Raw genomic sequence first — 25,748 nt, 5'->3', positions numbered from 1 at the left:
GTGCGGACTTACCTGTTCTGTTGGACGGCTTCGAAAAAGCAACGCAAATTTGTCACAGCACACTGATAGTTACGGTAGCCCAAACCGGACCGGTGAACACCTGCATCACACCCCATTTCCGGCAAAGGAATCCCTACTGTAATCATTCGGGGCCGCAGCACCGGCGGATGGGCGGCCACCTTGGATGGCGCCGCTGCCGGGTGAGGGCCAGGCGTACCGCCGAATGGCCGCCCGGCTTAGAGTGGGGACGTGACCAATTTGGAAGTATCCCCCCAGCAGGAAGTCTGCCCGCCGGCGAGCCCGGAAGGGAGTTCCGGCCCGTGCCTGCAGCTATGGCCGGAGCGCGAAGTGCCGCTGGGCGGCGTGCGGGCCATGAATGTGCAGCGGACGCTTCCCCAGCGCGGCCTGCCCACCATCGGTGCATGGTGTTTCCTGGACAGTTTCGGCCCCGACCGCACCGCCATGTCCGTGCTCCCGCACCCGCACATAGGGCTGCAGACGGTGACGTGGCCGCTCGCCGGCACCATCCGGCACCGGGACAGCGTGGGCAGCGACGTGGTGGTCCGTCCGGGTGAGCTGAACATCATGACAGCCGGCCATGGGGTGTCGCATTCGGAATTCGCTGTGCTTCCGACCGACGGCATACTGCCGGTGCAGCGCGGCCTCCAGCTGTGGGTGGCCCTTCCTGATGGGCAGCGGCACCGGCAGCCGGCGTTTGAGCAGCACCGGGACCTTCCTGCCCTGGCCGGTGAGGGTTTTACCGCCACCGTGATGGCGGGGGAACTGGGCGGGGTGATTTCCCCTGCCACCATGTATTCGCCAATTGTCGGAGCTGAGGTTTCCTGTGCGGGCAGCGGCGTCCTTCCGCTGAATGAGCATTTTGAGCACGGCATCCTGGTGCTCGACGGCGGCCTGGCGGTGGACGGGCAGGACATCCCGCCGGGACCGCTGGGCTACCTGGGCATCGGGCGCCGGGAGCTCAGGATTGAGGCGGCACCGGACACCCGTTTCCTCCTGATCGGCGGCGAGCCCTTACAGGAGGAGCTGCTCATGTGGTGGAACTTTGTGGGCCGCACGCACGAGGAAGTGGAGCAGGCCCGGGATGAGTGGGAAGCCCAGGCCGCCATGTCCAACGGCAAGGCAGCGGCAGCACGCTACGGGCTGGTCCCTGGACACGGCCCCGATGCCGGCGCCGAGGCAGGCCGGATCCCCGCCCCGCCGCTGCCCGCCGTCCGGCTCACTCCCCGCAAGCGCGCGGTGTAGTTCGTCAGGCCATTTCCGCCAGCAGCTGCGGCACGCCGAACACCGGGTCCTGGTCCAGGATCCGGACATCGGTCACGCCGGCCTCGGCAAGGTGCCGCCGGAAGGCCTCCTGCAGGGGCACCACGTTCATCCCCAGTCCGCTGCCCAGGATCACCGGGCCCTGGATCCCCAGCTGCTGCAGCACCTGCAGCGCCAGGGCAGCGAGGTCCTTACCCGCCTGGTCCAGCATCTCCTGGCTTGCGGCGTGGCCGGCGGCCGCCGCTTCAACGACGGACCGGGCCTGCTGCGCCCAGAACCGCCGGCCCGTGTCCGGGGAATGGAACAGCGCAATCAGCTTGTTGGGATGGTCCATACCGCAGGACTGAAGCAGGGCGGCCGTGAGCTGGTCCACCGGAAGGCCTTGGTTCATCCGCCGCAGGCTGTGCCGCACCGCCTCGCGCCCCAGCCAGTAACCGCTGCCCTCATCCCCCAGAAGGTAACCCCAGCCGCCTGCCCTGGCCTCGCCGCCGTCGGCATTCCGGCCCCACGCCGCCGAGCCCGTCCCGGCAATCACGGCCACTCCGGTGCTGGCGTGGCCGGCGGCGAGCAGCAGCCTGGAATCGTGCACCACCGTAATCTGTGCTCCAGGCACGTGCGGTTCAATGAGCGCTGCGAGGGCCGCGGCGTCTTCCTCGGTATCAATACCGCCTGACCCGGCGTACACATGGGAGACATCGCCGCTGCCGATCCGCGCGAACAGGCTGGCAAGGTTGTGCGCCGCCTCATCACGGGTGACGTTCTGCACGTTCGAACTGCCGGCGGACTCGTCCATTACCGGGACGCCGTCCTCGAACCGGACACCCCGGGTCTTTGTCCCGCCGATGTCCAGGCCGATCACCACACCACCTGGCGCATTAAGTGGAGGAGATGACGGTTGGGCGGGCAGGGCGTTGGGGTTTTCGGTGTTGGTCACGTCACAAGATTACTGGTCGCCGCCGCGTGGTCCGGCGCCAGGCAGGCGGGAGCGCCGTTTGACCAGCCCGGCCAGGAGCCCGGGCCCGTCGGTGATGACCATTTCGCGGAACAACCGGGCTGCCAGCGGTTCCATGTCCCGGTTGCGCTGCCGCCAGCTCAGGCCCACGTCGCGGAAGGCCAGGGCGGAGTCGAGGGGCACTTCAACCCAGCCCAGGTTGCCTGTCTCTGCGCTCATGTCCCTTCCGGGGGCATCCCCGCCCGGCGGCAGGATGCTGACGCCGAGCCCGGCGGAAACGAGGCCCCGGACGGTATGGGTGTCCTGGCTTTCAAAGGCTATGCGCGGCCTGAATCCGGCTTCCCGGAACAAGGCATCAGTCAGCGAGCGCATCCCGTAGCCGGGACCGAGCGCCACGAACGGGTCCGAACGGATGTCGGTGACGGAGGCAATGGTGCGCCCGGCGAGCGCGTGGGTGTGATGGACCACCAGGCGCAGGGGCTCGCGGTACAGCAGGGCTGACAACAGGTTGCGGCCTTCGGCGGCCACGGGGGCAGTCAGTGCCAGGTCCGACTCACCGGCGGCGAGCTCGGCCAGGCAGGTATCCCGCGCTCCCTGGGTCAGCGTGAAGACGGCGCCCGGGTGGCGGCTGCGGAAGGTGCTGATGAGGAGTGGAAGGGTGGACTCGCCGAAGGTGTGCTGGAAGGACAGTGAGATCCTGCCGCGGACAACGTCAGATTCGCTGCGGACCAGGTCCAGGCCGGCCTGGAACTCCGCCAGCGCCCGCTCGATATACGGCAACAGGGAGCGGGCTGCGGGTGTAAGGCGGACTCCCCTGCCGTCTTTGACCAGCAGCTCTGTTCCGACGACGGCGCTGGCCCGCGACAGTGCCCTGCTCACTGTCGACTGCGGTACTCCGAGGAGTTCGGCCGTTTCCGTGATGTGCTGCGTCCGGCCCAGCTCCGCCAGCAGGGGCAGGAGTGGAAGAAGCTGCACCAACTGCTTATGGTCGGGCTCCAAGGGGCCTCCTGGCTCTCTGCCCTCGCAGGGCTTATCGTTCCGGAATTGCTATGAGTCTTGCATAAAAGATGCATTGGAAGGGTCCGGCCGGCCAGAGCTACGCTTGCCGGATGCAGCGCAGTGTCTCCCATCCCGGCTCCCAGGCTCCCGATCCGGGCTGGAACGGGCATGCGAGGGGTTCACGGGCGTATGGGCGGATCATCCTCGGCCTCGCCTTCGCCGGGGTGGCAACGTTCGCCCAGCTGTATTCCACCCAGGCTGTCCTGCCGATCCTGGCCTCGGACCTGAAAGTCACCGCCGCCGAAGCAGCACTGACCATTTCGCTTGCGACCGTCGGGCTGGCGGTCACGGTGATCCCCTGGTCCTTCCTGGCGGACCGGATCGGCAGGGTCAAGGCGATGGCCTGGGGTATCACGGTGGCCACCGTCCTGGGCCTGCTGGTTCCCCTGGCCACCAGCTTTCCCCTCCTCCTGGGCTTGCGGCTCCTCGAAGGCATGGCCTTGGGCGGCATCCCGGCCATCGCCATTGCCTACCTCAACGAAGAGGTGACCAAGGCGCACGCGGCACTCGCCGCGGGAAGCTACGTTGCCGGCACCACGCTCGGAGGTCTCGCCGGGCGGCTGGTGGCCGGCCCTACCGGTGAGCTGTGGGGGTGGCGCGCTGCGGCCCTGGCTGTGTCCGTCCTCGCAACGCTCGCGGCGGTCGCTTTCCTGGTGCTTGTTCCGCGGGCCCGGGGGTTTACCGCCGCCCAGGCCGCAGGATTCCGCGGCGCTGCCCGCACCCTCGGCCTGCACGTGCGAAACGTGCGCCTGCTCGCGCTTTACATCCAGGCCTTCCTGATGATGGGCGGGTTTGTGGCGGTGTACAACTACCTCGGGTTCCGGCTGACCGGCGCACCCTTCGGGCTGCCCGCCACCGTGGTCAGCCTCATGTTCCTGGCCTATCTCTCCGGGACCTTCACGTCGCGCTGGGCAGCAGGCCTGACCCAGCGGTTCGGACGCCGCACAGTTCTGCTCACCGGGCTTGGCCTTTCGACGGCGGGCCTCGCCTTGACCCTGGCCCCGGCACTGGTGCTGATCCTCGCCGGGCTGGTGGTATTCACCGGCGGCTTTTTCGCGGCCCACAGCATCGGTGCCGGCTGGACAGGCGCCATTGCCAGCACCGGCCGCGCGCAGGCGGCATCGCTTTACAACCTTGCGTACTACCTCGGGTCCAGCATCATCGGCTGGGCTGGAGGCCTGCTCTTCCAGTCCTACGGCTGGAACGCCCTGGCAGCCGCCGTAATGGTCCTTGCCTGCCTCACCGCGGTGACTGTCGCCGTCGTCCATCCCCGGGAAGCAGTACCCCGCAAAGGCGCCGCCGCCTGAACGCCGCCGCCGGGCGTCTAGGATAAACGCAGGAACACTGTGAGGAGCCGCCGTGAGCACGAATGCCAGGAATGTCAGGCCGGGAGTGCACCTGGAGCCCCTGGATGCCATTGACGAGCGCCTGCTGGCGGCCCTGGTGGCGGACGCAAGGATCTCCAACAAACAGCTCGCCGAACTGGTGGGCATAGCGCCTTCTACTGCACTGATGCGGACCCGGGCCCTTTCGGAGCGGGGCATCGTGCAGGGCTATGAGGCGAAGCTCAACCTCTCCTCCATCGGCCGATCGGTGCAGGCGCTGGTTGCCGTCCGGCTCCGGGCACATGACCGCGACCAGATCGACCGCTTCACGGCCCGTGTCCCGCAACTGCCGGCTGTGCTGTCCACGTTCCACACGTCCGGTTCGGTGGATTACCTGCTCCACATCGCCGTTGCCACCACTGAAGACCTGCGGGACTGGGTGCTGGACAACCTGGCCACCGACCCCGTGGTGGGGCACACGGAAACCACGCTGGTGTTCGAACATATCCAGGGCAACCACGGGCCGCTGCCGGAATAGCCTTGTCAGGGCCGCCCCGAAGCCGCACTACCTTCGCGCCGTCTCGCTCCGCACAGCCTGGCGCAGCGTGAGGGCTGCCATGATGAAGGCCGCCGAACCGCACAGCGCCACAAAGCCCGCAACGGACTGCTCCAGGCCGAAGACGCCCGAGGCCCAGCCGAGCCCCAGTACCGGTACGGCGCTGCCCAGGTAGGTGATGACGTACAGCGAGCTGATGGTCTGGGCCTGCCGGGCCGGCTCCACACGGCCGGCCACATCGTTGAAGACGGTGCGGAAAGCGAGTCCTTGTCCCACGCCGGCGCCAAGGCTTGCCGCTACCAGCAGTGCCGCATTGTTCCAGGCCCCTGCGGCGCCGAGCAGCAGGACGGAAGCGCCCAGGACCGCCAGCCCGCCGGGCACCACAAAGCGGCTGCGAACGCTGACCAGCTGCGTCAGCGCCGATGCTGCCAGCGTGAGGCAGGCGAGGACACCGATCACCGGGCGGCTGTCCACCGCCAGGATCCGGGCGAAGTAGCCCGGAGCCAGCGAGAGGCAGAACCCAAAGACAGCGAAGCTGAGGAAGCCGACGCCGGAGGCAAGCCAGAATGCGCCCCGCGCCTCCCGCGTGACGGACGGACGCCGCGGTGCCAGCAACTGCAGCGGTTTTGGTCCTGCGGGAGGTGCGATGGCGGGGCGGGCCCGAAGCAGGTAGAGCGGGACCAGGAGCACGGCGAGGACTGCGGAATGGATGTAGTAGGGGGTCGAGGTGGCCCCGGGAAGCAGCGACAGCAGTCCGCCGATGACCGGGCCCGCGGCCACTCCCCCGGCTGATGCCAGCAGGGTGAAGCGGGACGCCCATTCCGGCCGGCTGGGAAGCAGCTCACGCAGGGCCGCGGCGCTGGCGCCGGTGGCCAGGGCCACCGCTGTGCCCTGGAGCGCCCGTGCAGCGCACAGCGCAGCGAGGGTGTGTGCTTCGGCGAACAGCCAGCCGCCGGCAAGGCCGGCAAGAACAGCCAGGATGAGGGCGGCCCTGCGGCCGATGTGGTCCGACCAGTGACCTGCCAGCATAAGCACGGCCACCAGCGCCAGGACGTAGGTTGTGAATGCTGCCGAAACATCGAGCGGGGAAAGCCCCAACTGCACCTGCAGCAGCGGATACAGCGGCGTGGCCAGGTTGGCGCCCACCAGGAGCGTAAAGATGACGGCGCCGGCCAGCACCAGGCGCGCCGTAGTGGACGCGTCCCAGCCTGCGGTGGTGGCCGGTGCCGGACGCATCCGGAGCTCGCTGAAGACCGTCATGGTGCCGCCTTTGCTGCTGCCGCGGCAGGTGGTCCTTGTGGGAGCCCGGCGCGGATGGATAGTGGTAGCTCCAGAGTGGGGCAGGATTGCTCTATTAGGCGGAGATGACTGTCAGAATTGAGCATTGGCGTCAAAATATTCATGCCGGAATGACGGAGAGTGATCATTTGAACAACCTGGACTCCACCGACCTGAAGATCCTCCTGGAGCTCATCAGGGATCCCAGGATCCAGATCGCGGAACTCAGCGATTCCCTTGGTGTTGCCCGGAACACGGCCCAGTCGCGCGTCCGGCGGCTGCTCCGGGCAGGGGTGCTCCGGTCCGGCGGCCGGGAAGTGGACCTGGATGCGGTGGGCTACGACGTTGTTGCCTTTGTGACCATCGAAGTGTCCCACCGGGAGCTGGACGGGGTAGTGGGTGCCCTGCGGATGATTCCGCAAGTCCTTGAAGTGCACGAAATTTCGGGACGGGGCGATGTGTGGTGCCGTGTGGTGGCCACCGATACCCATAACCTTCAGGCTGCCCTGCGGCAGGTGCTCAGGATCAAAGGCGTCATCCGGACCGAAACTGTCCTGGCGCTGCACACCCATATCCCCTACCGGACCGAACCGTTGATCAGCGGCCTGGCCAAAGCGTCGGCTGCCGGCCAACACGCCCAGGCCAAGTCACCGCGGACAGGCGGTGAAGGGGCGGACGGCTAGGATTTTGGGAATGACGATCATTGACAACGCCGTGTACGTCAACGGCATCCGCCACGCTGAGCCTGAGAACTTGGAACAGACCTTCGAGACGCTGGCGGAGCATGGCGGAATGGCCTGGATCGGCCTGTACCGGCCCACCGCTGAAGAAATGGCGGCGGTGGCTGCGGAGTTCGGGTTGCACGCGCTTGCCGTTGAGGATGCCATCTCGGCGCACCAGCGTCCAAAGCTTGAGCGGTACGAGGACAATCTGTTTACCGTGCTTCGGCCAGCCCGGTATCTGGACGCCACCGAAACGGTGGAGTTCGGCGAGTTGCATGTCTTCACGGGGAAGAACTTCGTCGTCACGGTCCGGCACGCGGAGACCGGAGGTGTGGCGCGGGTGCGGCAGCGGCTGGAAGGCCGGCCGGACCTGCTGCGGCATGGCCCCGAGGCCGTACTGTACGCACTGCTGGACCGGGTGGTGGATGACTATGGCCCGGTGGTCGCCGGGCTGGAGAACGACATTGACGAAATCGAGGACCAGCTTTTCAGCGGGGACACTGCGGTGTCGCGGCGCATCTATGAACTCGCGCGGGAGGTTATCCAGTTCCAGCGCGCCATCCACCCGCTGCCCGACATGATGCACCAGCTCAAGCGCGGCTTCGAAAAATACGACGTGGAGAGCGACCTGCGGCACAGCCTGCGGGACGTGGAGGACCATGTGGAGCGGGTCATCTCCCGGGCGGACTCCTTCCGGGACCTGCTGCAGAACGCACTGACCCTGGACGGCACGCTCACGGCCAACCGGCAGAACGAGGCAAGCGCCGAACAGAATGAACAGGTGAAGAAGATTTCGTCCTGGGCCGCCATCTTCTTCGCGCCGTCGTTCGTGGCCGGCGTCTACGGCATGAACTTCGACCACATGCCCGAACTGCACTGGACGCTGGGCTATCCGATGGCCATCGTTTTGATGGCGGCAACGGCAACCGTCATGTACGCCATCTTCAAGAAGAAGGGCTGGCTTTAGGGACCGTCTTCGAGCAGCCGGAAGGGGCGTAGTTTGCTGCAGGCTGACGGGTTCAGACTGGCATCCTTCCGGCTGCGTCCAGTCACGCCACCACCACCCACTCATCGGTGTAGTCGGAGAAAGGCTGTCCGTCCGGGCAGTCAACAGGTGTCGCAATCACCGAGTCCGACTCCAGCTCGAACCTGACGCAGGCGGCGACGGACATGGCCAGGATCAGCAGCCCTGCCAGGCCCACGATGCCGCCACGACGCACTTTTCCCCCAAAAGATCAGCTGCACAAAGCCTACCGGCGTTCCACTGCAACTACCCGTCCAGGTGTTGCTGGAACCCGCAGAGATCCCGGGGACGGACCCTTATGGCCTGAACCTGAAGGATCCGATCACTTCTTCCGCCCCGGCTTCCCCAAGGTAGTCGGTGAGGCTGTGCTGCCCGCTCACGGCGGTCACCTCCACCGCGACATTTCCTCCCTTCCAGTCGAGCAGGAAGAGGCGCATTTCGATCGGGGCACCGACCACGTGATGCAGGTATGAAACACCGCCGCCGATGATCACCGGGACCGCATGGATGACTCCACCGATAGGGCATGCGCTTCTCCACTCGTCACTCACCCGGAAGTCGAGTGCGATCCCGGACAAGCCGCCCACCGACGCCGGAGCCTCCCGCAGGATTTCGAGGCCCGGTACAGTGCGGTACCACTCTGTAAGTTCCTTCGAGCTGGTGCCGATCCCTGGCTCTGGATATTCCCTGCAGAGCTCGGGTGCCCGGACATTCTGGTAGACACCTATGTAGCTGCCGCCCCATACGCCCCCTTGGAGATCGTCGAGCCGGTTCAGCAGCATATTTCCTGGCAGGTCCTCTCCGTTGGCCCAGCCTTCCTGGACTGTGTAGGTCAAGGGCGGTTCAAAGGACGTGGTGGAGTAGGTGCCCGGATCGAGGGGGCCCAGGCAGTCACCTCTGTCCCTTTCCGGACAGGTCAGCGACGTCGGTTCAGGTTGGCTGGAGGTTGCGGTAAAGGAAGGCGCCGCGTCAGGATCCTCGTAGGTGCAACCGGAGAGGACTCCTGCCAGAAGGATCACCACGAGTAATGCCACAGGTCGCGGACGGCGAAGGCGGTACGGCCGGTGCGAAGCGGCTCGTCGCCGCTCCCGGGCACTGAATTTCCTGACGACCATGATGGCCTCTTGTCATCGAATTAAAGAAAGAGCCGCATTGGAGCATCAAGATACGCCCGGTGCAGGCCTGAAGGAAGGTCGCCAGCCGGGAAAGCCCATCATTTATCCAGGACAGCCTGGGCAGGCCACTAGCCGGAGCCCCTGGGCCCCTCGCGACAGCCGCGGCGCCGGGAGCATACTGAGGCATGAGCGATCGCAGTGATTTCCTGGACTGGGTGAGGACCTCCCTGTACCAGGCGGAGCTGGCTATTCACAACGGCGACGCCCGCCCACGGCGGGCCCTCTGGTCACGCGAAGAACCGGTGAGTGTCCTGGGCGCCTGGCGCAACGCCACAGGCCAACAGGAACTGGACGAATTGTTCGCAAGCCTTGCCAAGCAGTTCTCGAACTGCACTTCCTACCGTTTTGAGCTGGTCTCATACGACGTCGCGGGCGACATGGCGTACACGGCGGGCCTGGAACACACCTCCGCTTCAGTGGACGGCGAGCCGCGCAGCTATGTCCTCCGGGCTACCCAGGTTTACCGCCGGGAAGACGATGGCTGGAAGGTCGCCCATCGTCACGGAGACACAGTGACCGGCTGACGGCGCAGGCCAACAGAGATTGGCCGTGGGAGATTTTGTGGAGCTAAGGGGATTCGAACCCCTGACCTCTTCGATGCGAACGAAGCGCTCTACCAACTGAGCTATAACCCCGGGACGAGCCGCCCTGCAGCTGCTGTGCGGCACCGGTGACCCTAGGCTACAAATTTTCCGCCGCCAATGCCAACTGGCATGCAAAAGGCGGCCGGAATGCCCGGCCGCCTTTTCAAAGAGTCAGGCGCGGCGGCGCTGCAGGACGTCGTCGAGATTGCTGAGGGCGCTCTGCGCCTTGGTGAGCTGCTGGGCCTCGGCGGCCGGTGCAGCGGGCACACCGGCGGCGCCCTGCTTGAGGGACGGCTTGCCGGTGGCCTTGGGCGCCTCGGGCAGTTCAAGGGGTTCCGGAGCGGGGCGTTCGGCCTTGGCCGCCTCGACATAAACCGGCTTGGGCACCTCCACCGGATCCCAGGTGGTGCTCGGTGCCGCCTGCACGGCACTCGTGTCACCGGCTGCCACTGCGACAGCCAGTGCTGCCTCGCGAAGTTCCATGGCAGTCAGCGGCTTGACCGCAGGCCGATGGGCCTCGGCGTCAAAAAGGGGGCTTTCACTGCGCACCGGCGCGGCTTCGGGCTTCGGCGGGAGCTGGGCGGCCGCGGGCCTCACGGCCGGTGCCGCCATGGCTGAGCGAAAGGCAGCGTTGACCTTGGCTTTCCGGTTACGGACCGCGAGCCTGCGGAGCAGGACCACGGACGCCACGGCCAGGGCGGCGCAGGTCAAGGGAAGCAGGGGACTTCCCAGCCCGAATGCCAGCAGGACAGCGGAAACGAAGGCGGTCAGCAGGGAAAGCAGCCCTGCCAGGGCAATTGCCGTGCGGCCGTACCGGATCTTGAAATGGCCTGTTGTGGCCGTGCTGCCTGCTGCCGTAGCGGATCCGGTGCTCTTCCTGGTGTCCATGGCTTTCTCCTGCTGGGCGGCAACCTTCAAAACCAGACCCGCTCGCGGGTCCGGCACGTCCTCGGCAGGAGTGTCTGCCAGGAAATCGCCGGCGGGCTGGAACTGGTGCCGGCGGTTCCGGAGGACGTAGGGGGCAACCCATACAATCCAGAGCACAACGGCAACCACAAGGATCACGGAGCTGCTAAGGGGGAAGTCCACACTCAAAACCGTATGAGCAATACGGGGGCTGCAGCCGCATTGGCCACGGTGTGTCGTGGCACGGCTGGCAAATCATTGGATTTATGAGGCCCGGGAACCCAGCCAGCGGTTCAGCAGCCCTTCCGGGACCTCTTCGGAGGTCAGGGCAAACGAGCGGTGGTCGGCCCATTCCCCGTTGATGTGCAGGTAGCGGGGCCGGTATCCCTCATCCCGGAATCCGAGCTTCTCCACCACCCGAAGGCTGGGCCCGTTCTCCGGGCGGATGTTGATCTCCATCCGGTGCAGGCCCAGGTTCCTGAAGCAGTGGTCTGTCACCAGCGCCACGGCAGTGGGCGCTATCCCGTGTCCCGCCCGGGCCCGGTCCACCCAGTAGCCGAGGGTGGCCATCATGGCTGAACCCCAGACGATCGACGAGACCGTTAACTGGCCCACGATCACAGGATTCCGGGCTGTCGGAACGCGTTCGGTAATCACAAAGGGAAGCGCGGTGGCCTGGGCGGCCTGGGCGTTGAGGGAACGCACCATCTGCCGGTAGTCCGGCAGCCCTCCGGCCGGATCCGGGTTCGAGGCCTCCCACGGCGCCAGCCATTCGCTGTTGCGGGCACGGACCTCTGTCCACTCTTTTTTGTCCCGGTACCTGATGGGCCTCAGGACCAGGTCGCCGCACTCCAGGGTGACGGGCCAGATGGGGCCGGCGCGCATTGTGCTATTTGGAGAGGCCGGCGGTGAAGCCCGGCAGCCATTCCCGCAGGCCGGGGCCAAGGTCGTCGCTGTCTATGGCCAGCTGGACGCACGCCTTCAGGTAGCTCAGTTTGTCACCGGTGTCGTAGCGGCGTCCCCGGAAGACAACACCGTAGACACCCTGCCCGTCGCCCTCTCCGGACGCGAGTTCCTGCAGGGCATCTGTGAGCTGGATTTCGCCGCCGCGGCCAGGACCGGTACGTTCCAGCACATCAAAGACGGCAGGGTGGAGCACGTAGCGGCCAATGATGGCCAGGTTGGACGGAGCTTCCCCGGCGGCAGGCTTTTCAACCAGCCTGTTGATGCGGACATAGCCCTCGCCGTCGATCTCCTCGATGTCCGCGCAGCCGTAGGCGCTGATCTGTGAGGGTTCCACCTCAATGAGGGCCACGACGGAGCCGCCCGTTTTGGCCTGCACGTCGATCATGGTGCTGAGCAGTTCGTCACGGGCGTCAATGAGGTCATCGCCCAGGAGGACAGCGAAGGCTTCATTGCCCACGTGCTGCTTGGCGCGGAGGACAGCATGGCCCAGTCCGTGGGGGTCGCCCTGGCGGACATAGTGGATATCGCCGAGATTGCTCGCGGCCTGTACGGAGGCCAGTTTTTCGGCGTCGCCTTTGCCCTCGAGCGTGGATTCCAGCGATGGAACGCGATCAAAGTGGTCTTCCAGGGCACGCTTGTTCCGTCCGGTGATCATCAGGACATCGTTGAGGCCCACGTGAACGGCTTCTTCAACGACATACTGGATGGCCGGCTTGTCCACGACAGGAAGCATTTCCTTGGGCATGGCCTTGGTGGCAGGCAGGAACCTTGTGCCGAGTCCGGCTGCGGGTATAACGGCTTTGCGAACTCTGGGGTTACTGGTACTCACCCGACTAATCTAACGTCAGCGTCAAGCAATCAATAATTGTTGAAGGGCCGCCGGTTGTGCGGCCGCAGCGAAATCGCCGCAGCGGCGAGTGATGGAGGAATGCAGTGTTGGAGGACCCCAAGGCTGTCAAGAACAGAATCCGCACGGCACACCGCCAACGGCGGGCTACGCTGACCCCGCAGCAGATTGAGGCGGCAGGCGCTGCCCTGGCACGCCACGGCGCCGCCTGGGCCGAAACATTGACCGGTGGAGCCCGGGCAACGGTCTGCGTCTACTTCGGGGTGGGCATGGAGCCCCCAACGCTTCCGCTGATCACCGCGCTTTACAACAACGGTCACAGCGTCCTGCTCCCGGTTTGCGAGCCGGGACGGGAATTGGCCTGGGTCTTCTGGGACCCTGCCGCGGGTTTGGAGCAGAGCCGGTTCGCCCCGATCCTTGAGCCCAAAGGTGAGCGGCACGGTCCGGACGTGGCGGGAACGGCTGCCGCGCTCTTTATCCCGGCGACGGCCGTGGACGCTGCCGGCAACAGGATCGGACAAGGCGGCGGCTACTACGACAAGTTCCTGGGCCATCTGGCCACCGCCGGGAAGAATATTCCCCTGGCGGCCGTTGTGTACGACGAGGAACTGCTTCCCGCGGGGCAGATTCCGGAGGAGGAGTTTGACCGTCCGGTCCCGGCCATCCTGTCGCCATCAGGAATCCGGGTTCTCAACGGCCACGGCTGAATCCAACTCCCCTGGTTCTGCGGGGATGATAGAATTAGCACTCAGGCCCTGCGACTGCTAACGGACGGACCATCCGGCCGGGCAGCACGGGACCTCTCGTTTTGCCCAAGAGGAGGAGCACCAGTGCCAACGTATGCGTACGCCTGCAAGGATTGCGGCCATGCCTTCGACATCGTCCAGTCGTTTTCGGACAGCACTCTGACCTCGTGCCCCGAGTGCCAGGGGACGCTGCGCAAAAAGTTCAACAGCGTCGGTGTTGTCTTCAAGGGATCCGGTTTCTACCGCACCGACTCCCGCGACGCCAAGGGCAGCACGGTCTCTGCCGCCGCTCCGGCCTCTTCAGCGCCGGCTCCGGCTGCGGCACCCGCCGCGTCCGCTCCGGCTGCCGCGGCCAGCTAAGGCCACCTGAACAGCACCGTTCGACGCCGGCCGGCCGGTTTGTCCACATAAGGCGCCTTGCGCCTGTCGCGGGCAGTCCGGCCGGCTTTAGCGTTGGCGCATGCCTGCAAACGTTTTCCGTTCCGGCGGGGCCGCTTCCCGCTATCAGCGTGGCACCCGCAATCCCCGCAGCTCCGGCCGGCGGCCCGCTGCTCTGCGTCTCGGCGGCTGGCTGAGCCGGAACCGCCGGCTGGCCATCGCCCTGCTGTTGTGCGCAGCTGCCGCGATCAGCGTCCATCAACTCACCCCCGCACCCGTTCACACCGTCACAGGACTTGCCGCCGCGAGGGACCTCCCCGCCGGTTCAGCACTGGCGCCGGCCGACCTGGCGCACGTGCAAGTCCCGCCGGACATGATGGCTGCGGGTTTCCTGGACCAGGACAATGAACTGGCCGGCAAACAGCTGGCAGCTCCGCTCCGCAAAGGCCAGCTGCTGACAGACGCCCAGCTGCTCGGTCCCGGGCTGCTCGCCGGAACACCCCCGGGATCAGCCGCCGTGCCCCTTCGAATGGCGGACCCGTCCTCCATCCAGCTCGTCTCGCCCGGGCAGCTGGTCAACGTTGTGCTGACAGCTGCCAACGGCTTCGACCAGCAGGCGCCGTCAGAAGTCCTGGCAACGGCAGTACCCGTCCTTTGGACGTCCGGCAAGGGTGGCCAGAGCGGGCAGTGGCTGGGCACGTCCGAGACGGACGGCCTGATTGTTGTGGCAGCAAGTGCCGAGCAGGCGGCGCGCCTGGCCGGCGCCTCAACGCAGGGCAAACTCTTCTTTGTCCTGGTGGGACCGTAACGAAAGCTGCGCCGGCCAAGGGAGTTTCAACCAGTGCCGCGAAAGGCAGCGGGAGCGCGACGTAAAGCGGTGCTGCGAAGGAAAGCTGGCCGCCGCGGACGCCCCGCTCTCAGCCCCAGTGCGGGGGCTTCTGTTCCTTCAGCCAGGCATCGTGGTCCTCGTCCGCGTCGCCCCAGCGCCGGGGGTCATCCTCGGCGGCCTTGGTGGGGAGGACACCGCCGCCGGCCTGGTCTTTGCCCTTCCCCCGGCTCCGTACCTGGCCCTGATCCTGGCTTTGGTCCTGGTCCTGGCCTTGATCCTGGTTTTGGTCCCGGCCCTGGACGTCGCCGTCCTCCGGCGCAGCACCGGCCGCGAGGGATGGCTCCTGGGAAGGGTGATTGTTCTTGTCTTCGGTGGCCACGTGGACCGCCTCCTTGCTGTCCGGATGCTGTACCTGCAAGCGGCCCTGGTCCCTGCCGGGCACGTTCTGTTCCGCGCCGGCACTGCGTCGGGACCGCTGCTCCCCGGCCTGGATGCCGTTGAGCGCCTGGTCCACGTCGTCGTCGAGGAACCCAACTGACGTATCTCCCCTGCCCGGCAGGACCACCCGCTCAAGGCCCAGGTAGCCGGCGATACGGTCTGCACAGGTGGACGGATCGGTGAACACCTCGATGGTCCACAGCGGCATGTACCTCCACCCCAGCCGCTCCAGCAGCTGCGGCCGCAGCCGGCTCCGCTCCCGCACGCTCATGGTCCGGTATTGTTCGGTGCCGTCGGATTCGATCGCCACCGGCCATGGCAGGTCAGCGTCCTCCTGGCCCATGGTGCCCAGAGGATCGGCAGCTGCCACCACGTCGATGGCACCGTCGTACTGGTGCCAGACCCGTGCTCCGCGTGCCCGCAGCCTGTCTCCGAGGTCAGCCACCAAAGGATCTGCCCCCAGGGCCTGTTCGCTGGCGGCCGCGCGCGACGCGGGAGTTCCGAGGTCCGTATTGCCTGAAATTTCGCGGTCCAGCAGCGAATACAGGTCCACCGCACCGTGCGTCAGCCGGGTGTGGTCCAGGTCCTCGGGCCGGAAACAGGTGAGCACGTGCAGGGACCGGCGGGCACGGGTCATCGCCAGGGCGAACTTCTCCCGGCCCCCCTCGGCGGAGAGCGGACCGAAGTTGTGCAGCGCACGCCCGTGCGGGGTGCGGCCGAAGCCGGGAGAGAAGATGACGTGGTCGCGCACCAGGCCCTGGGCGCGTTCCAGGTCCACCACGCGGAAGGACTCAGGACCGGCGCCGAAGAAACTTGCCAGGCCGGGGTGGTTGGGCAGCTGCAGCCGGATGGACTCGCCGATCCTCGCGGCATGGCGGAGGCTGGCGGTGACCACTGCCAGTGACGTACGGGGACGGGTGCGTGCGTGTTCGAAAACCAGCTGCACCACGCGGTTAACCTCAGCCACTACAGACTCCACGCCCTCATGATCGGCACTGGGCAGTCCCGTTCCATCCGGCAGGTACTCCACCAGCAGGGCCCGGTCCAGGCCCGTCGCGGACTGGCCTTCGGGCAGCCGGCGGAGGCCGCCGTCGTAAAAGTTCTTGCTGAGCTGAAGGACCAGGTCCTCATCCACCGCGCGGTACACAAAGTTGAGCCGCCACACAGGAAGCACTGCGGACAATGCCTTGAAAGCACTCTCCACCCTCTGGTGGGCCGTCTCCCCCGCCGCGAGCCGCTCCACCCCCACGGTGAAGGTCCGCGGGCTGGCGATCATGGCGTCGCCGAAGGCGATGACCTGGCGGGCGCGGGCGATGGACGGAAGGACGGCCTGGAGCGATGTGGCCTCGGAATCGAGGATCACCACAGCGTCGAAGTGCTGTTCGGCGGGCAGGAGGCCTGTCATCAGGTAGGGGCTGACGGACCAGACCGGTACCAGGGTGCCGATGAGGTCCGGGGCCTGCGCAGTCAGTGCCGGCAGGGACACCCTGCCGTCCTTGAGCAGGCTCTTCAGGAGATCGGCCTGGCGGGGATGGGCGGCAATAGCGGCCCGCCACCTCTCGGCCAGGTCCCAACGAAGCCGTGCCGCCCCGCTGGCAATATGGGCGTTGTCCGCCAGCCTGTATTCGGCCTCAAGCTGCCGCAGGGCATCACCGTCGGACATCGCCAGGTAGTCGTCGCCGCTGATCATGGCCTCAAGCGCCGACTGCCACCAGGCCAGTTCAAGTTCTGCCGCCACCGAGTGGGCCGGCACCTCGCGCTCGGCAAGGTCAGCCAGGAGCTCCCCCAGCCCGTGCTCGCGCATGTTCTCTACCAGGAGGGTGCGTTCGGGCAGGGTCTTGAGCGTATCGGTGTCCGCCACGAGCCGCTCGAGCCGCTCCATAAGCTCCGCGTACCGGACGGCGGACAAGTCTCCCCCGGCACTGGTGTGCCGCAGCGCTTCGCCCAGCTGGGCCAGCTCGCGGTCCAGGGCACGGTACATGGCACTGATTTCCGCGAGCCCGGAAGGAACCGCGGGGTGGCGCTGGGTGGTGGCATAGCCTGCCCACAGCGCGCGCTGTTCCTGCACCAGGACAAGCGAACTGTGCAGGTCGGCGATATGCACGCCCGGCCTGACGTATTCCTTGGCAACCCTGCGCAGGCGCGAACGCTGCATGGCGGTCATTTCGATGCCCCGCTCGCGGCGCCAGGCTGACGGCGCGGTGGCGGAGATCAGGTCCGTGACGGGCCGGTCGAAAATGTCCGGGGTGAACTTGTCCAGGCTTCCGCGCACAGCCATCAGGAGCTCGAGCTGCTCCCCCCATTCGGCAAAGGACTCACCCAGCCGGATCTCGGCGTGCTCAGCCACTGCGTTCATTCGCTCACGCAGCGCCGGAAGGCTTTTTTCAACGGACCGGACCAGGTCCTGCGCTTCTTCGGTCTCCTTGCGGGTAAGCAGCCGCGCACCGTGCCAGGGGCTGGTGGTGGACGCCTTGCTGAAGCTTCCCAGCTCCGCCGCCCGGCGGAGCCGCTCCGCCAGCTCGTTGCGGTCCCGGATGCTGTCCAGGACGCTTCGTTTCAACCGGACTGTGGTGGCCGGTGACGGGTGGATCGAGGTGAGCTCAGCCAGGGACTGCATGGCCTGGTACGGCGAGCAGCCCCACCGCTGGCGCACGTTGTGCAGCGACGCCACATGGTCCATCAAGGCATGGCGGTGCTCGGTCAGTGTGCTGTGCAGGTTCCCCAGCTGGGGTTCGAGGGATTTCTCGTTCCGGACAATGGCCCGGACCAGCTGTCCCTTCAGCTGCTGCGGAGTAACGTTCCCGGACAGCTGGAACAGGATGGATTCAAGCCCCAGGGCCTCCAGCTGGCCGGACACCTCGTTGAGGCTGGCCCGCCGGTCGCCCACCACCAGCACGGTCTTCCCGGCATCCACGAGGGCACCGATGGTGTTGATGGCAGTTTGTGTCTGGCCTGTTCCGGGAGGGCTGCTGACCACCAGCGAATCGCCGGCACGGGCGGCGTCGATGACGTACTGCTGGTCGACGTCGGCATCGAGCAGGAGCATCTCGTCCCGCGGGTGCCTGCTGTCCAGCGGCGGGAACCGGGATGGATCCGGCTCCTCGACGTCCACTACTTCGCCGCCGGCGGCAGTGGCGAGGGCGGAGACGAGGGGGTTGGAGTCGTTGATCCACGGATCGTCCAGGTTGCCGGAAAGGTCCGCGAAGGTGGACACCAGCAGGTTGTGCTGCGCTTCCGCGCCATGAATGGGCCTGATCAGCGTTGCCAGGCGGTCCAGGACGGGCTGCGGATCAAACCGGGCAGTGCTGTAGGCGAGCCGGGTGACCGCGTTGACGTCAAAGACGATGCCGTGCACGTTCTTCAAATGCCGCACCAGGGCGGGATTGATGTGGGCCTGCTCGGTGAGCTGCAGTTCGTAGTCGTCCTCGCCCGGACGGACGGTGAGCGAAATCGCCGTGAGCATCACCGGCGCGGAAATGCGCTGCGGCTTGCCCCCCACGGCGGACGTCCACACCACCGTGCCCGCCGAGAGGTATCCGGCGTCGATGCCGCGGTCGTTGGCAAGCTCAAAGATCTTGGACCGGATGTTCCGGGACGCCCGGGCTGCCACCACGTACTGCTGGCGGTCCCGGATGAGGGTGGAGAGCCGGGTCCGGCGCCCCGCCATGAGCTGGGCCAGGCCGGACGGGTGTGCATGGGTCAGATCGATGGACCCTTCGGGCGTCTTGGTGAAGCGCAGCATGGTGTCCGCCCCGGTGACGGGTTTAAGCCCGGACAGCCATTTACGGAGCTCCTCCGAGCCCTCCGGGTGGCCTTGACCAACTGACACTACTGCCTTCTTTTCTGCGCTTGCGCGTGACGCCCTGGACCATACCGGCATAGATTCGAGAGTAGCCGCTCCGGCGCCGGACTGAGCGACCGCAACACTGGGGCGGGCTAAATTGGGCGAGGATTTCGGGGAAGAAACAGCAGTGGCCGGCCTCTTCACCAGAGGCCGGCCACTCATGCTGCTACTCCCACTCGATGGTTCCCGGCGGCTTGCTGGTGACATCGAGCACCACGCGGTTGACGCCTTCCACCTCATTGGTGATGCGGTTGGAGATCCTTGCGAGGAGTTCGTACGGCAGCCGTGACCAGTCCGCCGTCATGGCGTCCTCGGAGGAGACCGGACGGAGCACGATGGGGTGTCCGTAGGTACGTCCGTCGCCCATAACGCCGACGCTGCGGACGTCGGCCAGGAGCACAACCGGCATCTGCCAGACTTCGTTGTCCAGTCCGGCTGCGGTGAGCTCGGCACGGGCGATCGCATCGGCCTTGCGCAGCAGGTCAAGCCGCTCTTTGTTGACTTCGCCAACGATGCGGATACCGAGTCCGGGACCCGGGAAGGGCTGGCGGCCAACGATTTCCTGGGGCAGGCCCAACTGGGCACCGACTGCGCGGACCTCGTCCTTGAAGAGGGCCCGCAACGGTTCCACGAGCTCGAACTGCAGGTCCTCAGGGAGCCCGCCCACGTTGTGGTGGCTCTTGATGTTCGCTGCACCTTCGCCGCCGCCGGATTCGACGACGTCCGGGTACAGGGTGCCCTGGACCAGGAATTTGATCTTCTCGCCGTGTGCGGCCGCCTCGGCGATGATGGCCAGTTCCGCTTCCTCAAAGGCGCGGATGAACTCCCGGCCGATGATCTTGCGTTTGGTTTCCGGATCGCTGACCCCGGCCAGTGCGGACAGGAAGCGTTCCTGCTCGTTGGCAACGTAGAGCTTCACGCCGGTGGCAGCAACAAAGTCGCGTTCCACCTGCTCGGCTTCGCCTTCGCGCAACAGGCCGTGGTCCACGAACACACAGGTGAGCTGGTCGCCAACGGCGCGCTGGACGAGGGCAGCGGCAACCGCGGAGTCCACGCCGCCAGAGAGGCCGCAGATGACCCGCGCATCGCCGATCTGCTTGCGGATCCGCTCCACCTGCTCCTCAAGGATGTTGCCCGTGGTCCAGTTGGGTTCGATCCTGGCGCCCTTGAAGAGGAAGTTTTCCAGGACCTGCTGGCCGTAGGCGGAGTGCTTGACCTCGGGGTGCCACTGGACACCGAAGAGGCCCTTTTCCTCGTTGGCGAAGGCAGCCACTTCGGCTCCCGCCGTCGTCGCCAGTACTTCAAAGCCGTCCGGCGCCTCATGGACGGAGTCGCCGTGGCTCATCCAGGTCTTCTGGTGCTGCGGCATGCCCTCAAGGACAGAGCGTCCCTCGCCCAGGATGGTTGTCTCCGTGGAGCCATACTCCCGCAGCCCGGTCTTGTCCACCTTGCCGCCCAGGGCGTTGGCCATGGCCTGGAAGCCGTAGCAGATGCCAAAGACGGGTACCCCGGCTTCGAACAGGTCTGCTCCGACACTCGGGGCGCCATCAGCGTAGACGCTGGACGGGCCGCCGGAAAGGATGATGGCGGCAGGGTTCTTGGCCAGGAGCTGCTCGGTTGTGTAGGTATGCGGAACCACTTCCGAATACACATTTGCTTCCCGGACGCGGCGGGCAATCAGCTGCGCGTACTGGGCACCGTAGTCAACAACCAGCACCGGCTTCTGGGAAGTCTGGGATGCAGTGGGAGTAGTCACCGTAATAGCCTACTTTGCGCCGTTGCACCGGCGCACCTTGGGACGCCCTGCTGTGACGGAGCGAACGTCCCCTGCGTCGACAGCCGCAGCCGGCGGCCGCGGCTGCAGGACATCAGTACCGCTGGGGTGCCTGCGGGTGGGCCGCGAGTTCGGCCTCCACCTCGGCATGGAACTTCTTCTCCACGATGAAGGACAGGAACGGGATAACGCCGCCCAATGCCAGCAGGACCAGCTTCAGGAACGGCCACCGCATCAGCGACCACAGCCGGAAGTTGGAGATCAGGTACACCACGTACATCCAGCCATGCACGATCAGGACAGTCACGGACAGGTTGACGCCGCCCAGCACGCCCTGGGGTTCCGCGTCCGCGAACCCGAAGCCGAACGGCTGGCCCGTGACCGCGTTCGTGCCGCCGGCGAACAGGTACTGCCCGAACCCGTACCTCGCAATGAGCTCGGCGCACAGCAGCAGGAGCATGGTGCCGGTCAGGTAGGCCAGCACCTTGTAGAACTTCAGGGCGGACCGGATCTGCGCCTCGGTGCCGCCGAAGCGGCGCTTCTTGCCCGATGGCTTGCCGCTGGTGTTGGTGCTTGGGGCCGAGGCGGGGTTGGCCGGTTTCGGATCAATCATGGCTGTACCTTTTGCTGGTTCTGGTCTGGTTGCTGGTGCTGGTTTTGCCCTGCTGGCGGATGGTGGTCCTCGGCTTCGTCGAGGGCTTCTTCGAGGTCCCGGTGGTAGTCGTCCTTGACCAGCCGCCACCAGATGAAGAGTGCGAAGCCGGCGAACACAACCCACTCGAGGGAGTAGAAAAGGTTGAGCCAGTTGATCTTCTGGGCGGGCGGCTGGGGCCCGATGTCAAGGGGAAGGAGGTCCCCCCGGACCGCCGCGGCGCTGACATCGGCACCGTTGGCCACCTCGGCGGTGGCGGCCACGAAGCCGGGATAGCTGCTGACTTCCCAGTAGTTGATCAGTTCAGCCACGGACACCGCGGTGGCCTGCCCGGGTGCGGCCGCCGTGCCGGCCAAGGGCGCCTCGGACGGCAGGAGCCGGCCGGTGAGTTCAACAGTGCCCGACGGCGGGTCGCCGGCATCAGCGGGATCGGCCACCCATCCCCGGGCCACCGGGATCCACGTCTGCGGTGAGGCGCCCACGCCGCTCAGGGTGGGAGCGCCGGAGACGGCGAAGGCGGAGACTACCCAGTAGCCGGTGTTGCCGTCGTGCAGCCGGCCCGGCACCAGGACCTGTTTGGCGGGATCGTAGGTGCCCTGCGCACTGACCATCTGGTCGGCGTCGGTCCCGTGGAAAAAGTCGCCGGGCTCCAGCGTCTGGGTGAGGGGCTGCACCTGCTCGGTGGCCGGGTTGACGGGCGCTTCCGGCTGGGTGGAGCGTCCGAACTGCCATTGGCTGAGCAGCACGAAGACCCCGGATATCACGATCGCAAAGACAAATCCTGCGATCCATCGGGGCTTGAGGGCAGTTTTCCACACGTCTTAACCGTACTTCGTCCCGCTGTAGAACAACTAAACGCCTGGTGGCCTGGCCGGGGCGTCAGTGATCGAAAAACACCAGGCTGGAATTGATGAGCTCCGAAATAACTTCGGGGTCATAGGCACGCCGGAGCGATTCGCGGAAGGACTCCTTGGACAGCGAACGGGCCAGTGTGGCCAGGACTTCGAGGTGGTCCGAGAAAGAACTGGCTGGGGTGGCGATCAGCAGGATCACCGTGGCCGGGCCGTCCGCGGCGCCGAAGTCCAGGGCATGGCCGTACTTGGCAATACCGACGGCGATCGAGGTGCGCGAGACGTATTCGCTGCGGGCATGCGGCAGGCCGATGCCGCCGGGAAGACCGGTGGCCAGCTGGTGCTCCCGTGCGTTCACGTGTTCAAGGAATCCGGGCAGGTCCGACACGCGGCCGGCGGCGAAGAGCCGTTCCGCAAGCTGGGTGGCGGCGTCCGCCTTGTCTTTTGCCTCAAGCTCCAGGATGACCATGTCGGGAGTGGTGAGATCGGCATCGTACCGGTCAAGTGGTTCCGCCAAGGCGTATCCCTTCAGTGAGGAGCTGGTGCCGCGGGCCCTTCAGCGCAAGGGCACGATATCTTCCACGCCCAGCCGGGCGGCGTCTGCGGATTCGTCGTCCGGCTGTTGCTGGCTCAGGCGTTCCGCCTCCACCCGTGCGATGTAGTGCCTGATTTCGTTTTCGCGTTGGGCTTCGCTCCAGCCAAGGACGTCACCCATCAGTTTAGCGACTACGGGAACGGCTGACACACCGCGGTCCCACGCCTCGATCGAAATCCGGGTCCGCCGTGTGAGGACGTCGTGGACGTGGCGGGCGCCTTCATGCGTGGCTGCGTAGACCGCCTCGGCCTGCAGGTAGTCATCCGCGCCGGGGATCGGTTCGGCGAGGGCAGGGTTTTCCTTGATGATGGCCAGCACCTCGGGGGTCATGGACCCGTAGCGGTTGAGCAGGTGCTCTATCCGGGCCACATGCACGCCGGATTCCTCAGCGGTGCGGTTCCGCCGGTTCCAGGCCGCTTTGAAGCCGCTCGCGCCCAGCAGCGGGATGGTTTCCGTGCAGCTTGGCGGGACCCGTTCGTCCATGGTCCGGGTTGCCTCGTCCACTGCGTCCTTGGCCATCACCCGGTACGTGGTCCATTTGCCGCCGGCCACCACCACCAGGCCGGGAACAGGGTGTGCCACAACATGCTCGCGGGACAGCTTGGCAGTGGAGTCGTTTTCCCCGGCCAGCAGCGGGCGCAGGCCGGCGTAGACCCCTTCCACGTCTTCGCGGGTCAGGGGCCGCTTGAGGACCTTGTTGACGTGCTCCAGGATGTAGTCGATGTCCTTGCTGGACGCAGCGGGGTGGGCTTTGTCCAGGTGCCAGTCCGTGTCCGTGGTGCCGATGATCCAGTGCCGGCCCCAGGGGATGACGAACAGCACGGACTTCTCGGTGCGCAGGATCAGGCCCACGGTGGACTGGAAACGGTCGCGGGGAACCACCAGGTGGATTCCCTTGGAGGCGCGGACCTTCAGCTGGCCGCGTTCGGTGACCATGGCCTGGGTTTCGTCGGTCCAGACGCCGGTGGCGTTGATGACCTGCTTGGCCCGGATGTTGAACTGCGTCCCGTCCTCATGGTTGACCACCTTGGCGCCCACCACCCGTTCGCCTTCGCGCAGGAAGTCCACCACTGCCATCTGGTTTACGGCGTGGGCGCCGTAGTAGGCGGCCGTCCGCACCAGGTTGGCGACGTATTTGGCGTCATCCACCTGGCCGTCGTAGTACCGGATCGATCCCACAAAAGCGTCGTCCTTCAGGCTTGGCGCCGCGCGCAGCGTTCCCCGTTTGGTGAGGTGCTTGTGGAACGGTACTCCCCTGCTGTGGCCGCTGGAGACGGACATGGCGTCGTACAGGGCAATGCCGGCGCCAACGTAGGGCCGTTCGAGGAAGGGTTTGGTCAGCGGATACAGGAAGGGCACGGGCCGGGCCAGGTGTGGCGCGAGCTCGGAGAGCAGCAGTCCGCGCTCCTGCAGCGCCTCCTTGACGAGCGCGAAGTCAAGCATTTCCAGGTAGCGCAGTCCACCGTGGATGAGCTTGGAGGACCGGGAGGAGGTTCCCGCCGCCCAGTCGCTCGCCTCGACGATGCCCACGTCCAGCCCCCGGGTGACGGCATCCAGGGCAGCTCCGGTGCCCACGATGCCGCCACCAACAATGAGGATGTCCAGCTCCCGGCCAGGGTCCGCCGTCGCCCTCAGCCGCCCGATGGCAGCTTCCCTGGCCGCAGGCCCCAGGGCTCCGCCGTTGTCAGGAAAACTCTTCATTGAACGCCTCCAGTGCCGCTAGTCCCGGTCGTGGAACCACACTACTTTGTCGCGGCACGCTTGGGCAGGGCAGGCATGGATTGGCCTGCCCCCTGCGTCAGTTCCCGGAATAGGGGGAAACCACGACGTCGACGCGCTGGAATTCCTTCAGGTCCGAATAGCCGGTGGTGGCCATGGAGCGGCGGAGGGCACCGATGAGGTTTGCGGTTCCGTTGGTGTGGTGGCCCGGTCCGAAGAGGACCTCTTCAAGGGGGCCGACCGTTCCGACGTTGACGCGGTCGCCTCGGGGCAGTTCCAGGTGGTGTGCCTCCTGGCCCCAGTGCCAGCCCTTGCCGGGTGCTTCTTCGGCACGGGCCAGCGCGCTGCCGAGCATCACGGCGTCGGCTCCCATGGCGATCGCCTTGACGATGTCGCCGGAGGTGCCCATGCCGCCGTCGGCGATCACGTGGACGTAGCGGCCGCCGGACTCGTCCATGTAGTCGCGGCGGGCCGCGGCGACGTCGGAAATGGCTGATGCCATGGGCGAGTGGATGCCCAGGGCGCGGCGGGTGGTGGTAGTGGCGCCGCCGCCGAAGCCCACCAGGACGCCGGCTGCGCCGGTGCGCATGAGGTGCAGGGCGGGGGTGTACCCGGCCGCGCCGCCCACGATGACGGGGACGTCCAGTTCGTAGATGAACTGTTTGAGGTTCAGCGGCTCGTGGTCCTTGGACACGTGCTCGGCGGACACTGTGGTTCCGCGTATCACAAAGATGTCGACGCCGGCAGCCAGGACGGTCTTGTAGTGCTCCTGGGTGCGCTGCGGGGTGAGGGAGCCTGCCACGGTCACGCCGGCGGCCCGCATTTCAGCCAGGCGGGATGTAATCAGGTCGGGCTGGATGGGTGCCTTGTACAGCTCCTGCATCCGCCCGGTCACGGCGGGGCTGTTGACCTCGTCTTCGAGCGCACCGATCTCGTCGAGGACGGGCTCGGGGTCCTCGTACCGGGTCCAGAGCCCTTCAAGGTCCAGCACACCCAGGCCGCCGAGCTTGCCCAGGGCAATGGCTGTTGCCGGGGACATGGCCGAGTCCATCGGGGCCGCGATGACGGGCATATCGAACTGGTAGGCGTCGATCTGCCACGAGACGGAGACGTCCTTGGGGTCGCGGGTACGACGGTTAGGGACAATTGCAATGTCATCCAGGGAGTAGGCACGACGCCCACGCTTGCCACGGCCGATCTCGATCTCGTAAGTCACTGCTCTAGGTTATCCCAGCCGCAGTGCTGTC

24 protein-coding genes and 1 tRNA gene are annotated in these 25,748 nt (G+C 66.3%); 9 read left to right on the top strand and 16 right to left on the bottom strand.

All coding sequences use genetic code 11. The features are described 5' to 3' along the window. The first annotated feature begins 249 nt into the window (after positions 1-249). Positions 250-1,263 carry a pirin family protein gene (locus tag BMX78_RS00940; RefSeq protein ID WP_091415280.1) on the top strand — a complete coding sequence of 338 codons (1,014 nt, stop codon included), beginning with the start codon at positions 250-252 and terminating at the stop codon, positions 1,261-1,263. A gap of 4 nt (positions 1,264-1,267) precedes the next feature. Here the strand turns inward: BMX78_RS00940 and BMX78_RS00935 are convergent, their stop codons facing one another. Together BMX78_RS00935 and BMX78_RS00930 are read right to left on the bottom strand one after the other, a co-directional pair. Beyond that, positions 1,268-2,215, bottom strand: a complete 948-nt coding sequence (locus BMX78_RS00935) for a BadF/BadG/BcrA/BcrD ATPase family protein (protein ID WP_091415278.1) — start codon at positions 2,213-2,215, stop codon at positions 1,268-1,270. Between the two features lie 9 nt (positions 2,216-2,224). Next, positions 2,225-3,232, bottom strand: a complete 1,008-nt coding sequence (locus BMX78_RS00930) for a LysR family transcriptional regulator (RefSeq protein WP_091415275.1) — start codon at positions 3,230-3,232, stop codon at positions 2,225-2,227. 110 nt (positions 3,233-3,342) lie between these two features. Between BMX78_RS00930 and BMX78_RS00925 the strand changes: the two genes are divergently transcribed. Next, positions 3,343-4,599: an MFS transporter gene (locus BMX78_RS00925; RefSeq protein WP_286138737.1), complete on the top strand. Its 1,257-nt coding sequence runs from the start codon at positions 3,343-3,345 to the stop codon at positions 4,597-4,599. Between the two features lie 52 nt (positions 4,600-4,651). After that, positions 4,652-5,155, top strand: coding sequence for an Lrp/AsnC family transcriptional regulator (locus BMX78_RS00920; RefSeq protein ID WP_091415270.1), 504 nt, complete (start codon positions 4,652-4,654; stop codon positions 5,153-5,155). A gap of 27 nt (positions 5,156-5,182) precedes the next feature. Here BMX78_RS00920 and BMX78_RS00915 read toward each other — a convergent pair whose 3' ends face one another. Beyond that, positions 5,183-6,433, bottom strand: a complete 1,251-nt coding sequence (locus tag BMX78_RS00915) for an MFS transporter (protein ID WP_091415266.1) — start codon at positions 6,431-6,433, stop codon at positions 5,183-5,185. A gap of 149 nt (positions 6,434-6,582) precedes the next feature. Between BMX78_RS00915 and BMX78_RS00910 the strand changes: the two genes are divergently transcribed. Beyond that, a complete protein-coding gene (locus BMX78_RS00910; protein ID WP_091415263.1) occupies positions 6,583-7,134 on the top strand; it encodes an Lrp/AsnC family transcriptional regulator in 552 nt (183 codons plus the stop codon). 10 nt (positions 7,135-7,144) lie between these two features. Next, positions 7,145-8,140, top strand: coding sequence for a magnesium/cobalt transporter CorA (gene corA / locus BMX78_RS00905; protein WP_091415260.1), 996 nt, complete (start codon positions 7,145-7,147; stop codon positions 8,138-8,140). 82 nt (positions 8,141-8,222) lie between these two features. On the opposite strand, the gene BMX78_RS22975 is transcribed toward corA, so the two are convergent. Both BMX78_RS22975 and BMX78_RS00900 read right to left on the bottom strand, forming a co-directional pair. Then, a complete protein-coding gene (locus BMX78_RS22975) occupies positions 8,223-8,393 on the bottom strand; it encodes a hypothetical protein (protein ID WP_170850649.1) in 171 nt (56 codons plus the stop codon). Between the two features lie 100 nt (positions 8,394-8,493). Next, positions 8,494-9,219, bottom strand: a complete 726-nt coding sequence (locus BMX78_RS00900; RefSeq protein ID WP_091415258.1) for a hypothetical protein — start codon at positions 9,217-9,219, stop codon at positions 8,494-8,496. A 278-nt stretch (positions 9,220-9,497) separates the two neighbouring features. On the opposite strand from BMX78_RS00900, the gene BMX78_RS00895 reads away from it, so the two are divergent. Next, the gene (locus tag BMX78_RS00895) at positions 9,498-9,896 is read left to right on the top strand and encodes a nuclear transport factor 2 family protein (RefSeq protein ID WP_091415256.1); all 399 of its coding nucleotides are present in this window, start codon (positions 9,498-9,500) and stop codon (positions 9,894-9,896) included. A 38-nt stretch (positions 9,897-9,934) separates the two neighbouring features. Here the strand turns inward: BMX78_RS00895 and BMX78_RS00890 are convergent. The 4 genes from BMX78_RS00890 to galU form a co-directional block, all read right to left on the bottom strand. Continuing rightward, positions 9,935-10,007, bottom strand: a tRNA-Ala gene (locus BMX78_RS00890). Positions 10,008-10,127: 120 nt separating this feature from the next. Then, positions 10,128-11,045: a hypothetical protein gene (locus tag BMX78_RS00885; RefSeq protein ID WP_286138736.1), complete on the bottom strand. Its 918-nt coding sequence runs from the start codon at positions 11,043-11,045 to the stop codon at positions 10,128-10,130. A gap of 81 nt (positions 11,046-11,126) precedes the next feature. Beyond that, on the bottom strand, positions 11,127-11,747 hold the full coding sequence (locus BMX78_RS00880; protein ID WP_091415253.1) for a GNAT family N-acetyltransferase: 621 nt from the start codon (positions 11,745-11,747) through the stop codon (positions 11,127-11,129). 4 nt (positions 11,748-11,751) lie between these two features. Further along, entirely contained in the window at positions 11,752-12,657 is a 906-nt protein-coding gene (galU, locus tag BMX78_RS00875) for a UTP--glucose-1-phosphate uridylyltransferase GalU (protein ID WP_091415252.1), read from the bottom strand. 104 nt (positions 12,658-12,761) lie between these two features. Here galU and BMX78_RS00870 point away from each other — a divergent pair, with 104 nt between their 5' ends. The 3 genes from BMX78_RS00870 (at position 12,762) to cpaB (ending at position 14,607) form a co-directional block, all read left to right on the top strand. Next, a complete protein-coding gene (locus tag BMX78_RS00870) occupies positions 12,762-13,382 on the top strand; it encodes a 5-formyltetrahydrofolate cyclo-ligase (protein ID WP_091415249.1) in 621 nt (206 codons plus the stop codon). A 123-nt stretch (positions 13,383-13,505) separates the two neighbouring features. Then, on the top strand, positions 13,506-13,781 hold the full coding sequence (locus BMX78_RS00865) for an FmdB family zinc ribbon protein (protein ID WP_091415247.1): 276 nt from the start codon (positions 13,506-13,508) through the stop codon (positions 13,779-13,781). 100 nt (positions 13,782-13,881) lie between these two features. Continuing rightward, positions 13,882-14,607 (top strand): Flp pilus assembly protein CpaB, encoded by a 726-nt coding sequence (cpaB, locus tag BMX78_RS00860; protein WP_091415244.1) that lies wholly within the window; start codon positions 13,882-13,884, stop codon positions 14,605-14,607. Between the two features lie 109 nt (positions 14,608-14,716). On the opposite strand, the gene BMX78_RS00855 is transcribed toward cpaB, so the two are convergent. The 7 genes from BMX78_RS00855 to BMX78_RS00825 all read right to left on the bottom strand — a co-directional run bounded on the left by BMX78_RS00855 (position 14,717) and on the right by BMX78_RS00825 (position 25,717). Beyond that, the gene (locus BMX78_RS00855) at positions 14,717-18,946 is read right to left on the bottom strand and encodes a DUF4011 domain-containing protein (RefSeq protein ID WP_091415242.1); all 4,230 of its coding nucleotides are present in this window, start codon (positions 18,944-18,946) and stop codon (positions 14,717-14,719) included. 130 nt (positions 18,947-19,076) lie between these two features. Beyond that, positions 19,077-20,666 carry a glutamine-hydrolyzing GMP synthase gene (gene guaA, locus BMX78_RS00850; RefSeq protein WP_091415239.1) on the bottom strand — a complete coding sequence of 530 codons (1,590 nt, stop codon included), beginning with the start codon at positions 20,664-20,666 and terminating at the stop codon, positions 19,077-19,079. Positions 20,667-20,778: 112 nt separating this feature from the next. Beyond that, on the bottom strand, positions 20,779-21,297 hold the full coding sequence (locus tag BMX78_RS00845) for a DUF3817 domain-containing protein (RefSeq protein ID WP_091415237.1): 519 nt from the start codon (positions 21,295-21,297) through the stop codon (positions 20,779-20,781). Next, positions 21,294-22,154: an SURF1 family protein gene (locus BMX78_RS00840; protein ID WP_091415234.1), complete on the bottom strand. Its 861-nt coding sequence runs from the start codon at positions 22,152-22,154 to the stop codon at positions 21,294-21,296. The genes BMX78_RS00845 and BMX78_RS00840 overlap by 4 nt, the downstream gene beginning before the upstream one ends. 61 nt (positions 22,155-22,215) lie before the next feature. Beyond that, entirely contained in the window at positions 22,216-22,704 is a 489-nt protein-coding gene (locus BMX78_RS00835; protein ID WP_091415232.1) for a PTS sugar transporter subunit IIA, read from the bottom strand. Between the two features lie 39 nt (positions 22,705-22,743). After that, complete coding sequence (locus tag BMX78_RS00830; protein ID WP_091415229.1) at positions 22,744-24,483, bottom strand: glycerol-3-phosphate dehydrogenase/oxidase; 1,740 nt, start codon at positions 24,481-24,483, stop codon at positions 22,744-22,746. Between the two features lie 97 nt (positions 24,484-24,580). Beyond that, positions 24,581-25,717: a GuaB3 family IMP dehydrogenase-related protein gene (locus BMX78_RS00825; RefSeq protein ID WP_091415226.1), complete on the bottom strand. Its 1,137-nt coding sequence runs from the start codon at positions 25,715-25,717 to the stop codon at positions 24,581-24,583. Between the last annotated feature and the right edge of the window lie 31 nt (positions 25,718-25,748).

The organism is Arthrobacter sp. OV608, assembly GCA_900110595.1.
Classification (GTDB): domain Bacteria; phylum Actinomycetota; class Actinomycetes; order Actinomycetales; family Micrococcaceae; genus Arthrobacter.
Note: the sequence above shows the minus strand (reverse complement) of the source record. Positions and strands in the feature narration are given on the sequence as shown.